Source organism: Marinobacter sp. (genome assembly GCF_033722195.1).
In the GTDB taxonomy this organism is placed as follows: domain Bacteria; phylum Pseudomonadota; class Gammaproteobacteria; order Pseudomonadales; family Oleiphilaceae; genus Marinobacter.
The window spans coordinates 25,745-39,001 of record NZ_JAWVZL010000025.1; the positions used below are offsets into that span (position 1 = coordinate 25,745).

15 protein-coding genes are annotated in these 13,257 nt (G+C 61.7%); 11 read left to right on the forward strand and 4 right to left on the reverse strand.

Translation table 11 applies throughout. From position 1 onward, the window contains the following. Nucleotides 1-127: 127 nt before the first annotated feature. The 6 genes from R3280_RS07025 (at nt 128) to R3280_RS07050 (ending at nt 4,702) form a co-directional block, all read left to right on the forward strand. Nucleotides 128-1,312 carry a PP2C family protein-serine/threonine phosphatase gene (locus R3280_RS07025; protein WP_318997877.1) on the forward strand — a complete coding sequence of 395 codons (1,185 nt, stop codon included), beginning with the start codon at nt 128-130 and terminating at the stop codon, nt 1,310-1,312. Between the two features lie 11 nt (nt 1,313-1,323). Further along, complete coding sequence (locus tag R3280_RS07030) at nt 1,324-1,815, forward strand: STAS domain-containing protein (protein WP_318997878.1); 492 nt, start codon at nt 1,324-1,326, stop codon at nt 1,813-1,815. Between the two features lie 81 nt (nt 1,816-1,896). Next, the gene (locus R3280_RS07035) at nt 1,897-2,964 is read left to right on the forward strand and encodes an NAD(P)H-dependent glycerol-3-phosphate dehydrogenase (protein WP_318997879.1); all 1,068 of its coding nucleotides are present in this window, start codon (nt 1,897-1,899) and stop codon (nt 2,962-2,964) included. Between the two features lie 13 nt (nt 2,965-2,977). Continuing rightward, complete coding sequence (locus R3280_RS07040) at nt 2,978-3,436, forward strand: SixA phosphatase family protein (RefSeq protein WP_318997880.1); 459 nt, start codon at nt 2,978-2,980, stop codon at nt 3,434-3,436. A gap of 36 nt (nt 3,437-3,472) precedes the next feature. Then, a complete protein-coding gene (locus R3280_RS07045) occupies nt 3,473-4,039 on the forward strand; it encodes a DUF1285 domain-containing protein (RefSeq protein ID WP_318997881.1) in 567 nt (188 codons plus the stop codon). A gap of 201 nt (nt 4,040-4,240) precedes the next feature. Continuing rightward, nucleotides 4,241-4,702, forward strand: coding sequence for a peptidylprolyl isomerase (locus R3280_RS07050; protein ID WP_318997882.1), 462 nt, complete (start codon nt 4,241-4,243; stop codon nt 4,700-4,702). 148 nt (nt 4,703-4,850) lie between these two features. Here R3280_RS07050 and R3280_RS07055 read toward each other — a convergent pair whose 3' ends face one another. Continuing rightward, complete coding sequence (locus R3280_RS07055; protein WP_318997883.1) at nt 4,851-6,503, reverse strand: electron transfer flavoprotein-ubiquinone oxidoreductase; 1,653 nt, start codon at nt 6,501-6,503, stop codon at nt 4,851-4,853. Between the two features lie 681 nt (nt 6,504-7,184). On the opposite strand from R3280_RS07055, the gene R3280_RS07060 reads away from it, so the two are divergent. From R3280_RS07060 to R3280_RS07070, 3 genes are all read left to right on the forward strand, one after another. Then, a complete protein-coding gene (locus R3280_RS07060; protein WP_318997884.1) occupies nt 7,185-7,934 on the forward strand; it encodes an electron transfer flavoprotein subunit beta/FixA family protein in 750 nt (249 codons plus the stop codon). Beyond that, nucleotides 7,935-8,876, forward strand: a complete 942-nt coding sequence (locus R3280_RS07065; RefSeq protein WP_318997885.1) for an electron transfer flavoprotein subunit alpha/FixB family protein — start codon at nt 7,935-7,937, stop codon at nt 8,874-8,876. Between the two features lie 107 nt (nt 8,877-8,983). Continuing rightward, the gene (locus R3280_RS07070) at nt 8,984-9,265 is read left to right on the forward strand and encodes a peptidylprolyl isomerase (RefSeq protein WP_318997886.1); all 282 of its coding nucleotides are present in this window, start codon (nt 8,984-8,986) and stop codon (nt 9,263-9,265) included. Nucleotides 9,266-9,307: 42 nt separating this feature from the next. Here R3280_RS07070 and R3280_RS07075 read toward each other — a convergent pair whose 3' ends face one another. After that, the gene (locus R3280_RS07075) at nt 9,308-9,742 is read right to left on the reverse strand and encodes a hypothetical protein (RefSeq protein WP_318997887.1); all 435 of its coding nucleotides are present in this window, start codon (nt 9,740-9,742) and stop codon (nt 9,308-9,310) included. 16 nt (nt 9,743-9,758) lie between these two features. Then, nucleotides 9,759-10,100, reverse strand: a complete 342-nt coding sequence (locus R3280_RS07080; RefSeq protein ID WP_318997888.1) for a hypothetical protein — start codon at nt 10,098-10,100, stop codon at nt 9,759-9,761. 215 nt (nt 10,101-10,315) lie between these two features. Between R3280_RS07080 and R3280_RS07085 the strand changes: the two genes are divergently transcribed. Both R3280_RS07085 and R3280_RS07090 read left to right on the forward strand, forming a co-directional pair. Next, on the forward strand, nt 10,316-10,732 hold the full coding sequence (locus R3280_RS07085) for a hypothetical protein (protein WP_318997889.1): 417 nt from the start codon (nt 10,316-10,318) through the stop codon (nt 10,730-10,732). A gap of 42 nt (nt 10,733-10,774) precedes the next feature. Next, nucleotides 10,775-12,013: a saccharopine dehydrogenase family protein gene (locus R3280_RS07090; RefSeq protein ID WP_318997890.1), complete on the forward strand. Its 1,239-nt coding sequence runs from the start codon at nt 10,775-10,777 to the stop codon at nt 12,011-12,013. On the opposite strand, the gene R3280_RS07095 is transcribed toward R3280_RS07090, so the two are convergent. After that, the coding region (locus R3280_RS07095; RefSeq protein WP_318997891.1) for an amino acid ABC transporter ATP-binding/permease protein at nt 12,010-13,257 on the reverse strand (1,248 nt) is incomplete at its 5' end. The two genes, R3280_RS07090 and R3280_RS07095, sit on opposite strands and share 4 nt — an antisense overlap.

Here is a 13,257-nt window from a genome sequence, read left to right on the forward strand (position 1 = left end):
GAATCCGGGATTTCCTGAGGTGAAAGCTCAAACATCCCTTGTTATATCACACCACCGTGCCAGAATAGCCGTGTAAGGCAACACACTTACACCTGTGGTTGACGGCTGGTGGTTCAGGGTGACACCCATGACTTCGCGCACCGAGCGCATATTGATCATAGACCCAGACGAAAGTTCCCGGGCGGACCTGGACCGGCACCTGGAAGGAAAGGGCTTTTATGTCAGTGGATACTCCGAACTCCGCGACGCCCGCAGCCTGTTTGATGAAAACCCGCCCGACCTGATCTTCGTGGATATGACTCCCGGCGCCATCGCCGAATTCAAGGAGCGCCTGGAGAACCACGACAGCTGGATTCCCCTGGTGGCCTACGCCCATGCCAGCGAAGCCACCGAAGTGGTGGCCGCCCTCCGCGCCGGCGCCGCCGATTTCGTGCTCAAGCCCTGTTCCGACAAAGTGGCGCTGGACAACGTCATCACCAAACTCTTCGACCGGGTGCGGGTCAGCCGCCTCAATCAGCTCTACCGGCAGGAGCTGGAGGAGGCCAACCGGGACCTGCGGGCCGGCATCGCCGAGCTGCGGGCCGATCAGCGTGCCGGCCGCAAGGTGCAGCTAAGGATGCTGCCGGAGCGGGAGCAGAAGCTGGGGGTCTACCAGGTGGACCACCTGATCAAGCCGTCTCTTTACCTGTCCGGCGATTTTCTCGACTATTTCCGCATCAATGAAGACAAGACTCTGGTCTACATCGCCGATGTCTCCGGCCATGGCGCCAGCTCCGCCTTCGTCACCGTGCTGCTGAAGAATCTGACCAACCGGCTGCAACGTAATCTCAGGAGAGGATCCAGCGATGACATCCTGTTCCCTGACCGGTTCCTGGAGAGGATCAACTCGGAGCTGCTGGACACCGGCCTTGGCAAGCATGTCACCGTCTTTGTGGGGGTGCTGTCGGAGCGGGAGCGCACCCTGAGGTACGCCGTCGGAGCGCATTTCCCGATGCCGATCCTGTCGTTCGAGAACGGCGAAACCGCGTTTCTCGAAGGTAACGGCCTGCCGGTGGGGCTGTTCGAGGCCCCGCAGTGGGAGGTCTACGAAAAGCCGCTTTCCGGGCCATTCCGTCTGATTCTGTTTTCAGACGGAATTCTCGAGGTGATTCAGGCCCAGAGTCTGGATGAAAAGGAAGCGCGGCTACTTGAACTCGTGTCTGGAGGTCGTCACACTATCGCCGCTTTGAACGATGCTCTGGACCTTGAAGAGATCATGGAGTTACCGGACGATATTGCTATCGTGTCAGTAACAGATGTCGTTGCAACTTAATGGCAGATATCATGGCTGGCTATAAAATCCTGCAGGCAGAAAAACAGGGCATTTATCTCCTCAAGTTCATCGGGGAAATCCGGCTGAATCTGTGTTCGACCCTGGATAACCTGGTAGAGTCCATCACCCAGGATCCCGCCTTCAAGACCGTGGTCATCGATCTGACCGAAACCGAGATCATCGACAGCACCACCCTGGGCCTGCTGGCCAAGATTGCCATGGCGGCCGAGAAGCGCAGCCATTTCCTGCCCACTCTCATTTCCACCAATCCGGACGTGACCCGGATTATCTCCTCCATGGGTTTCGACAAGATCTTCATCATTGTCAAGGAACCCGCCTCCCGCATCGAAGAGCTGGAGGAAATTCCGGTTCTGCGGGCCAGCGAGCAGCAGGTCCGGGACAAAGTGCTGGACGCCCACAGGGTCCTGATGGGCCTCAACAACCGAAACCGGGAAGAGTTCAAGAACCTGGTTCGCGCCCTGGAATGCGAAGAGCCCAGCTGACGCCTGGACTGTCATCGCACCGGAATGCACGTCAGTTATACTGTACCCACAAAGCCTCATTGACGCCTGAACGGGAAACCTATGTCTGAACAATCAGGACCAGACCGGCACGGACAGCCGGCCAAGACTCACCAGGTTGCGGTGCTTGGGGGCGGCAGCTTCGGCACCGCCATGGTAAAAGTGCTGGCGGAGAACGGCCACACTACCCATTTCTGGATGCGGGATGCCGCCCAGGTGGAGGAGGTGGCCAAGACCGGCCGCAACAGCCGCTACATGCCGGATGTTGAACTCAAGGGCGACATCCGTCCTACCACCGACTTTGCCGCCGCCGTGGCGGACGCCGAAATCGTGTTCGTCGCCATCCCCAGCAAGGCCTTCCGAGCCGTGATCTGCGAGCACGCCGCGGAGTTCCGCAGCAACCAGATCGTGGTGAGCCTGACCAAGGGGGTTGAAAAGGACGGTTTCAAGCTGATGAGCGAGATCCTCCAGGAGGAGCTGCCGAAAGCCCGCATCGGCGTGCTGAGCGGCCCCAACCTGGCCGCCGAGATCGCCAGCCGCGACCTCACCGCCACCGTGATTGCCGCCAAGGACCCGGACGTGCGCCGCAAGGTACAAGAGCTGCTCGGTTGCGAATACTTCCGGGTCTACGCCAATGTGGACATGTACGGGGTGGAGCTTTCCGGCGCCCTCAAGAACATCTATGCCATTGTCGCCGGTCTGGCCTCCGCCCTGGAGCTGGGGGAGAACGCCAAGGCCATGCTGATCACCCGCAGCCTGGCGGAAATGAGCCGTTTCGCTGTCAGCCTGGGAGCCAACCCCATGACCTTCATGGGCCTGGCCGGGGTGGGCGACCTGGTGGTGACCTGTACCTCCCCCAAGAGTCGTAACTTCCGGATCGGCTACGCCGTCGGCAAGGGCCAGAGCCTGGAACGGGCCGCCGAGGAAGTGGGCCAGGTGGCCGAGGGCATCTACACCCTGTTGCTGGTGAAGGAAAAAGCCGATGACATCGGTATCTACATGCCGCTGGTGAAGGGGCTGCACGAGATCCTCTACTGCAACGCCTCCATCAAGGCGGTAATCAACGGCCTGATGATGGCGGTGCAGAACTCGGACGTGGAGTTCATCCTGCCGCGGACACTGACCCAGTAGGGAGCCAAGACGCATGCATCTTCTGGTAATGCGGCACGGTGAGGCCGGCTGGCACAGCAAGGACCAGAAACGGGAGCTGACCGAGGCCGGCCGTTTCGCCAGTGGCTCGGTGGCCCGGCAGATCGGGGCCTCGCCCTGGCGTCCGGAGCTGATCTGGGCCAGCCCCCTTGTGCGGGCGCGCCAGACCGCCGCCATTATCTCGGAAACCCTCAACTGTCCGGTGGAGGAAAAACTGTTCATCACCCCGGAGGACGATCCGGGCCAGTGCCTTAACGCACTGATGGACAGCCCGGTGGGTTGCCTGATGCTGGTCTCCCACATGCCGTTCGTCGGCGCGCTGTCCACACTGCTGGTGGACGGTCACCGCCGGGGCATTCCGTTCATGACCAGTCAGGCGGTACTGCTGGACATGCCGATTGTGGGGCCGGGCTGCGCCGATCTGCGCGCCCAGTTTCTGCCCGACAGCGAATAGACGCCTATTCCCGATTGCCGACCCAAGGAGGTTGTCATGAGCCAGAACCCGGACAAACTTGAGTCGCAGCTGGCCGGCGTGGATACCCGCCAGAGCCGGCCGCCCATCGAGAAATGGAACCCGGAACTGTCCGGCGATATCGACATTCGCATAGCCCGGGACGGCACCTGGTATTTCCAGGGCGGGCCCATGGCGCGGGAGGCCCTGGTGAGGCTGTTTTCCACCATCCTGCGGCGAGAGTCCGATGGCGAGTACTATCTGGTGACACCGGTGGAGAAGTGGCGAATCCTGGTGGAGGACACGCCGCTACTGGCCCACGGCCTGGAGGTTTCGGGGCAGGGCGAGGATCAGGTCATCCATCTGACCACCAACACCGGCGAACGGGTCCGTGTAGATGACCAACATCCCCTGCGTGTGGGCAGCTACCCGGACAGTGACGAGCCGCGGCCGATGGTGCTGCTGGAGCATGGCCTGGAGGCGCGCCTGGTGACGGCCGCCTTCTACGAGCTTGCCGGCTACGTCACCGAGCAGCCGGGCGGTGACAGCAACCGGGTCGGGGTCTGGAGTGCCGGGGTTTTCTTCGAATTGGGCGAGGGGGCTTGAATTCCCGGGCTCAAGCCCTATTTCTACGGTGGTAAACGCGGTCTTATGCTTGTTAGACTAGCATTTGCAAGCAATACCAGAGCCTGGCTCTCTTACGAGGCCCGGTGGTCGTGAGTCCCTCTGTTCAGTTTTGGCTGTTCATGATCACTTTCGATTGCCTTAACTAACATCTATTGTCATTGCGACACGCAAGGAGATCACATGGCCCAACCTCGTGTTGTCACCATCCATTACACGCTCACCAACGACCAGGGAGAGCAGCTCGACTCCTCCCGTGGCGAAGGGCGCGAGCCGCTGTCTTATCTGGAAGGTGCACAGAACATCATTGGTGGACTTGAGAGTGCACTGATCGAAAAAAACGCTGGTGACCAACTCAAGGTATCCATCGAGCCTTCCGAAGGCTACGGTGAGGTCAACGAAGAGCTTGTCCAGCCGGTTCCCCGCTCAGCGTTCGAAGGCGTTGATACCATTGAGCCCGGCATGCAGTTCCAGGCCCAGACCCCGGGCGGCCCCCAAGTGGTCCGCGTGGTGGAAGTGGGTGACGATACTGTGACCATCGATGCCAACCACCCGCTGGCAGGCCAGACCCTGCATTTCGATGTGGAAGTGGTTGAGACTCGCGAAGCCAGCGAAGAGGAAGCCGAGCACGGTCACGTTCACTGATCGCACCCGGTTTTCATAGGAACGGCCTCTTCGGAGGCCGTTTTTTTTGGGCGGGAGTAGTAAAAAGTGGTCAGATGAACGCTTTCATCTGACCCCGGAGGTTCGGCAGGCAAAAAAAGCGGCTCCGGGGAGCCGCTTCTGAACCTGCTTACATATTGGGGTAGTTGGGACCACCGCCACCTTCGGGTGTGACCCAGGTTATGTTCTGGGCCGGATCCTTGATGTCGCAGGTCTTGCAGTGGACGCAGTTCTGGGCGTTGATCTGGAACCGCTTGCCGCTGCCGTCGTCCTTCTCCACCACCTCGTAAACGCCGGCCGGGCAGTAGCGCTGTGCCGGTTCGTTGTACTTGGGCAGGTTTTCCTTGATGGGAATGTCCGGGTCCTTGAGCTTCAGGTGAACCGGCTGGTCTTCCTCGTGATTGGTGTTCGAGATGAACACCGACGACAGGCGGTCGAAAGTCAGCTTGTTATCCGGCTTGGGATAGCTGGGCTTCTTGGCCTGGTCCGCCGTTTTCAGGGTGGCGTAGTCAGGCACCGTGTCGTGGAAGGTGATAGGCAGGCTTCGGCGCAGGATGTTCTGCTCGAGGAAAGCGATACCGCCCCCGATGATGTTGCCGAACTTGTGCATGGCCGGGCTGAAGTTACGCTCGCCGAACAGCTCCTTGTAGAGCCAGCTGTCCTTGAACCGCTGCTCGAAACTGGTGATCTCCTCACCTTCCTTGCCTTCCTTCAGCGCCTCGAACACCGCTTCCGCACCCAGCAGGCCGGACTTCATGGCGGTGTGGGAGCCCTTGATCTTTGAGCTGTTCAGGGTGCCGGCGTCACAGCCCAGCAGCAGGCCGCCCGGGAAGCTCATCTTCGGCAGCGAGTTGAAGCCGCCCTTGGTGATGGCACGGGCACCGTAGGACACACGCTTGCCGCCTTCCAGATGCTTGCGGATTTCCGGGTGCAGCTTGAGACGCTGGAACTCCTCGAACGGTGACATGTGCGGGTTGCTGTAGGACAGGTCGGCAATCAGGCCGACGTAGACCTGGCCGTTCTCCAGGTGGTACAGGAAGGAACCACCGGTGGAGCCGGTTTCCTTCAGCGGCCAACCGGTGGTGTGCACCACCAGACCGGGCTCGTGCTTGGCCGGGTCGATGTCCCAGAGCTCCTTGATGCCGATACCGTAATGCTGGGGATCCTTGCCTTCGTCCAGCTTGAACTCGCGGATCAGCTGCTTGCCGATGTGGCCGCGGGAGCCTTCGGTGAACAGGGTGTACTTGGCACGCAGCTCCATACCGGGCATGTAGCTGTCTTTCTTGCTGCCGTCACGGGCCACACCCATGTCGCCGGTGATGATCCCTTTGACCTGACCGTCCTCAATGATGGGTTCGGCGGCGGCAAAGCCGGGGTAGACCTCCACGCCCAGGGCCTCCGCCTGCTCCGCCAGCCAGCGGCACAGGTTGCCCAGGCTGATGATGTAGTTGCCGTGGTTGTGCATACTCTTGGGCACGAACGCGCCGGGAACCTTGGTGGCGGACTGCTCGTTCTTGAGCAAAAAGATGTCGTCCCGGGTCACCGGTGTGTTCAGGGGCGCGCCTTTCTCTTTCCCGTCCGGAAAAAGCTCGTTCAGTGAGGTGGGCTCGAACACGGTGCCGGCCATGATGTGGGCGCCAATCTCGGAACCCTTCTCAACCACGCATACGGTTTTCTCTTCGCCGGCTTCCTGTGCCAACTGCATGATACGACAGGCAGCCGAAAGGCCTGCTGGCCCACCGCCGACGATCAGAACATCAAATTCCATCGATTCGCGTTCCACGTTGGTCTCCTCAAACTTCGCAGTGGATATAAGGACTTCGACGCTCGTTGCTCAAAGGCAAAGACTTCAGGGCCTGGCCATCGGGCAGAGGTTCCTGGCCGCGCTGAATAATCCTGTTTGTCTCCGGCAGCCGTGAGGGCTGTCTTCTTATATAGAGAGGGTGCAATGATAGCGAACTATCTGCTTTTACACGACTCTCAGGGCCAACCGGGAGAGGCCCACACCCGCCAAGGATATAATATTCCAGGAATCAAACAAACGTTTGTTTGAAATTTGCCGGACGCTTTGGCATTGTAAAGTGGTCAGGCCGGAACCATCTTTTGCTCTGGAGAGGGTTTCGGGCGAGACACAGGCAGGTCTTGAACCAGGCAGGCCTCCAACCAAAGATTATCGCCTGTTACTGTGAGTCGTTATCTAGTATCGTCTCACGCTGTCTGTTTCCCTGGCAAGGGCAGGTTGGCCGTACTGGCGGCTCTGGCGGGTCATCCGGGACTATTGACCCTTCCCGGCTTTGCCTTCAGTATTGTGGCGCCCTGGGGAGCCGCGCCGCGTCATGGCGGGGCAGGACAGGCTGATATAACGGTCGATTGGTCACCGGACGAATCGATGCGACAGGCAGGGCAGAGCCCGATCGGCTCTCGCTGCGAGTCATTAAACCCATCGTAGAAGAACGAGGAATCTATGAAGGTTCTGGTCGCTGTAAAACGAGTAATCGACTACAACGTCAAGGTACGCGTCAAGCCGGACAACACCGGTGTTGATCTGGCCAACGTCAAGATGGCAATGAACCCTTTCTGTGAGATTGCGGTTGAAGAAGCCGTACGCCTGAAGGAAAAGGGTGTCGCGAGCGAGATCGTCGTGGTGTCCATCGGTGCCAAGGCCTGCCAGGAGCAGATCCGTACCGCACTGGCCCTGGGTGCCGACCGCGGTATCCACATCGAGACCGACGAGGAAGTCCAGTCCCTGGAAGCGGCCAAGCTGCTGAAGGCCGTGGTTGATAAAGAGCAGCCGAAACTGGTCATCCTGGGCAAGCAGTCCATCGATTCCGACAACAACCAGACCGGCCAGATGCTGGCCGCGCTGGCCGGTATGGGCCAGGGCACCTTCGCCTCCGAGGTTGTGGTCGAGGGCGAGAAGGTCAATGTCACCCGCGAAGTGGACGGCGGTCTGGTCACCGTATCCCTGGGCCTGCCGGCGGTTGTGACCACAGACCTGCGCCTCAACGAGCCGCGTTACGCGTCACTGCCCAACATCATGAAAGCCAAGAAGAAGCCGCTTGAGTCCGTCAGCCCGGCGGACCTGGGTGTCGACATCGCGGCGCGCCTGTCCACGCTGAAAGTGCAGGCACCTGCTGCTCGCAAGGGCGGTATCAAGGTGGCAGACGTCGCTGAACTGGTCGATAAACTGAAGAACGAAGCGAAGGTGATCTAAATGAGCATCCTGGTAATTGCTGAACACGACAACAGCAGCCTGCGTCAGGCAACTCTGAACGTGCTGGCCGCGGCCAAGGCCATCGGCGGTGATGTGGATGTCCTGGTCGCCGGCGAAGGCTGTGGCGCCGTGGCGGAAGCTGCCGCCAAGGCCGAAGGCGTCAACAAGGTCCTGCTCGCCGATAACGCCGTTTACGGTCACTTCCTGGCGGAAAACCTGGCCGAGCTGGTGGCGGAAGTGGGCAAGGGCTACAGCCACATCCTGACCTCCGCCGGCACCACCGGCAAGGACTTCATGCCCCGCGTAGCGGCACTGCTGGACGTGGCGCAGGTTTCCGACATCATGGGTGTCGAATCCGAAGACACCTTCGTGCGTCCGATCTATGCCGGTAACGCCATCGCGACTGTGAAGAGCAACGACAGCATCAAGGTGATCACTGTTCGTCCGACCGCGTTTGACCCGGTCGCCGCAGAAGGCGGTTCCGCATCCGTGGAGAACCTGGACGTGGTCAAGGACGCCGGTCTGTCTTCCTTCGTCAGCGAAGAGATCGCCAAGTCCGACCGTCCCGACCTGGCCGGCGCGGACATCGTGGTGTCCGGTGGTCGCGGCATGCAGAACGGCGAGAACTTCAAGATGCTGGAGCGGGTCGCCGACGTACTGGGTGCCGCCGTGGGCGCGTCCCGCGCCGCGGTTGATGCCGGCTTCGTGCCGAACGACATGCAGGTTGGCCAGACCGGTAAGATCGTCGCGCCGCAGCTGTACATCGCCGTGGGCATTTCCGGTGCCATCCAGCACCTGGCGGGTATGGGCGATTCCAAGGTGATCGTCGCCATCAACAAGGACGAAGAAGCGCCGATTTTCCAGGTTGCCGATTATGGCCTGGTGGCGGATCTGTTCGAAGCCGTACCGCAACTTGAAGAAGAATTGAAGAAGGTCGTCTAAACGACTGGATTCAAAGAAAAAGGCGCCTGCTGGCGCCTTTTTTTTGGCTTTGTAATCCCGCCCTGGCGGGGTATCATCCCCTTTCATTTCCCATGGAGTAGAAACCTATGGCACGCGCATCCGCACGCCACCTGCTGGTCCCCGACGAAGCAACCTGCAATGAACTGAAAGCCCGTATCGAGAAGGGCGAAGACTTTGCCGCCCTGGCCAAGGAATATTCCAAGTGCCCCTCCGGCCGTCAGGGCGGTGACCTGGGTGAGTTTGGCCGTGGCCAGATGGTCCCCGAGTTCGACAAGGTGGTGTTTTCCGCGCCGTTGAAGGAAGTCCAGGGCCCGGTCAAGACCCAGTTCGGTTACCACCTGCTGGAAGTGACCAGCCGCCAGGACTGATCCTGTTCCGGTGACGCCGGCTCGGCGATGTCCCTGCCGGCGTCAATCCCGGTTTTTGCTTCGGCCGGATCGGTGCTCCGCCAGCATATCGGTGAGGGCGTGCAGGGCGCGGTTGGTCGTTCGCAGGGAGCGATAGACGGTCCGGCTGGTCTGGTCGTGACTGGTCCGGGCCTGACGGGCAGACTGGCGCACCCGCTCACTGCCGGAAAAGCGGTCAATGAGTTCGAACGTGGTGCCTGAGATCGCCCGATGCAGCATTTCCACCGCCGTTGCGCCGGTGTTGACGGTGGATTCCAGCAATCGCTTCTTGTTGCGGAATTCCGCCAGCTCGGCCTGGCGCTTGCGTATTCGGTTGTTCATCACGGCCAGGTCCGCCCCGAGGCGGCGCATTTGATGTTCCTGGTTGTGGGCCAGATGCCAGCACACAGCCGCCAGGGCGGCAGCGGTGAATAACAGCAGGGCAGTCACGAAGGTCATCGGGTCCTCTCCGTCATCAGCGGTATTCCAGGCGCATGTCCACGTCAATGTCCCGCTCCCTGAGCTCTTCCTCGATTTCCTTCATCACCTGCTGGTAGACCATTCTGCGTACCATGACAGGCAGGGTGTCCGCCAGCATGCGGGCTGAGCGGGACTCCCGCTTCGCCAGCGCCAGTGGGTCCACCACCCGCAGGGTCAGCATCATCTCCGGCTCTCGCTCCGGTGACTCACCAACGGACAGTTCGGCCAGGTTTGCCCGGGCTTCCTCCAGACGTTGGCTCTGGCGGCGGAACTGATAGAACAGCCAGCCGAATGCGGCAACAAGAAGGAGCAGGATCAGCGGGTAGAGAAAGTCCACGGTCGTTTCCTCGGGTTCGGTTCAGCAGCGGAGCCAAAAGGGCCAGGTGCAGTGTGAAGCACCTGTCGGGTGATTCGATTGGCCCAATTGCCCGTAAATACTCCGCAAAATTGAAAATCTTGCGTCACAGCGCCGGTAATTTGCGGCAAACTGCAGTTTCGGCGCACAATCCACCATCACCTATCATCACGTTTCAATACAACAGGATCAGTATCATGGTATGGCTCAAAGCATTTGTGAGCGGATTTCTCGCCACCCTGATCTTCCATCAGGGCCTGTTTGCGGTCTTCCATTACGCCGGGATGGTGCCCTCGGCGCCGTTCAACATGGCACCGGTTCCGCCTCTCGGCGTGCCCCAGGTGATCTCCCTGGCGTTCTTTGGTGGTCTCTGGGGCATTGTACTCTGGGCCATCATCGGCCGGTTCGCCAAAGCCGCCTTCTGGGCCCTGGCGGTTATCCTGGGGGCCGTCGGGCCGACGGTCGTCGCCATGCTGGTGGTCTTCCCCCTCAAGGGTATGGACGTCAACGCCCAGATGTGGGTGGGCGGCCTTATCCTGAACGCATTCTGGGGACTGGGTCTGGCGGTGTTTCTGGCTCTGATGGGCGCGCGGCGAGGCGCCGGGGCCCGGTAATCGCGTATCAAGCAAGCTCCAAGACATTCAAAAGGAAAACGAATGACTGAATCACGTTACGACCTCATCGTATTTGGCGCCACCAGTTTCGTGGGCCAGATTCTCAGCCGTTACCTGCTGGAGACATTCGGTGTCGGCAAGCAGGTGAAGTGGGCCGTTGCCGGTCGCTCCGAGACCAAACTGGTCAACCTCAAAACCGACCTTGGCCAGGCCGCCAAGAACCTGGACATGGTGATCGCCAATGCCGAGGATGAGGCGTCGCTGAAGGCCATGTGTGACCAGACCCGGGTGGTGGTGTCCACGGTGGGGCCCTACGCGCTCTATGGTGAGCCGCTGGTGAAGGTCTGTGTCGAATCCGGCACCGATTACTGTGACCTGACCGGCGAGGTCCAGTGGATCCGCCGCATGATCCACACCTATGAGGAGAAGGCCAAGCAATCCGGTGCCCGGATCGTGCACTGCTGCGGTTTCGACTCGATTCCGTCCGACATGGGTGTCTTCTTCCTGCAGGAACAGGCCCGTGAAACCCTGGGCAAGACCTGCGGCCAGGTCAAGATGCGGGTGCGGACCGCCAAGGGCGAGTTCTCCGGCGGCACCGTGGCCAGCCTGATGAACGTGGCCAGGGAAGCGGCGTCCGATCCGGCCCTGCGCAAGGAGCTGGCCAACCCATTCTCACTGTGCCCGCCGGACCACCGCTCAACCCGGCGCCAGCCCAACGTCAAATCCGCCGAATACGACGCCGATTTCGACGCCTGGCTGGCCCCCTTCGTTATGGCGGCGATCAATACCCGCATCGTGCACCGCTCCAATGCGGTGGCGGGTGCGCCCTACGGTCAGGAATTCCTGTACGACGAAGCCATGATGACCGGCAAGGGCGTCAAGGGCCGGCTGGCAGCCTACGGCGTAACCGCCGCCATGGGTGGTTTCCTGCTGGCCTCCGCCGTCAAGCCCAGCCGCTGGGTACTGGAGCGCTTTGTGGTGCCCAAGCCCGGTGAGGGCCCGAGCCGCCAGGCTCAGGAAGAGGGCTTCTACGATCTGCGGTTCGTGGGCAAAACCGACGATGGCCAGTTGATCCGCACCAAGGTCACCGGCGACCAGGACCCGGGCTACGGTTCCACCGGCAAGATGCTGGGCCAGGCCGCCGCCTGCCTGGCGTTTGATGTCTCCCGGGAGGAGCGCCCCGGCGGTTTCTGGACGCCGGCGTCCATCTTTGGCAACCACTTGCTGGGCCGCCTGCGGGAACATGCGGGCCTCACTTTCGAGCTGCTTGAACAACGCTAGAGCCGGATGATTCTGTCCACCGGGGGCAGGGCGCTGGGGTCGTGGCCCAGCGCCAGCAGCGTCCGGCCGGCCAGGTAGGGCTCGATCCCGAGGCAGACCGCGTCCCGGGTGGCGCGGTCCAGGCCGGTGAAGGGTTCGTCCAGCACCAGTATCGGTGCCGGCCGCAGTAGTGCCCTGGCCAGCGCCACGCGGCGGGCCTCACCACCGGAGATGTTGTAGCCGTGGGGCCCCAACCAGGTGTCCAGACCATAGCGCAACCGCTCAACCAGACCGGTCAGCGCCACCGCGTCCAGCACCTGCCAGAGTGTGTGATCGTCGGCATCGGGCCGGCCCAGGCGCAGGTTCTCCCGAAGGGTGTCCTCCAGCAGCTGGGTGTTCTGGGTCAGGTAGCTGACCCGGGCCAGTCGCTGCCCGGCGCTTTCCCCCCTTGTCATGCCCTGGCTGACCACGCACAGACCGGCAGCGGGCTCCTCCAGTCCGGCGGCCAGGTCGGCGAGGGACGATTTGCCGCAGCCTGAAGCCCCAACCAGGCCCGTTCGAGACCCTGGCTGCAGCCTCAGGGACCAGTCCCTGAGCAAGGGAGGCAGCCCTTCATGCGCAATCGTGACCGATTCGAAAGCCAGGCCCCAGGCGCCCTCGTGCTTGTTGTCCGGCACCGGATTCATTTCGGGTAGCTCCGGCCCCGCGGTGTCGGTATTCAGGCGCTGGGCCGCCGCCAGGGTGCCCCCCAGGCGGCCGAAGGCCTCCGGCAGACCCTGGATGGCCTCGTTGAGCCCCAGCAGCGCCAGTGCCAGCAGCACGATCATCGGGCCGGCAATGGCTTCCGCCTGCAGGGCCGACACCCCGAACCAGAGCACCACAACCACGGGCAAGTGGCCGCACAGGCTCGCCACTGCGCCATGCCAGGCCGTGCGCTGGTCCAGCAGTCTCTGCTCGGCGGAGAGACCGTCTGCCTCGCCCAGGAGTCTGGCCCGGTGGCGGCTTCGGGCTCCGGCCGCAGTCAATTCGGCGTTGGCCTCCAGGTGTTCGAGAGCCAGGCGCCGGAGGCTCTCCAGGCGAGTCACCCGTTGCGCGGCAAGGGTACCGGTGCGCCGGTGCAACGCCCAGGTCGCAGACAGCAGTGACAGCCCCAGCAGCAACGCCACCAGGGCCGCCGCGCCTGGCCCCAGCAACCAGGCGGTCACCACCGTCAAAACCAACGACAACAACAGGGCCAGCGCCAGGGGGGCCACCAGGCGCAGGTA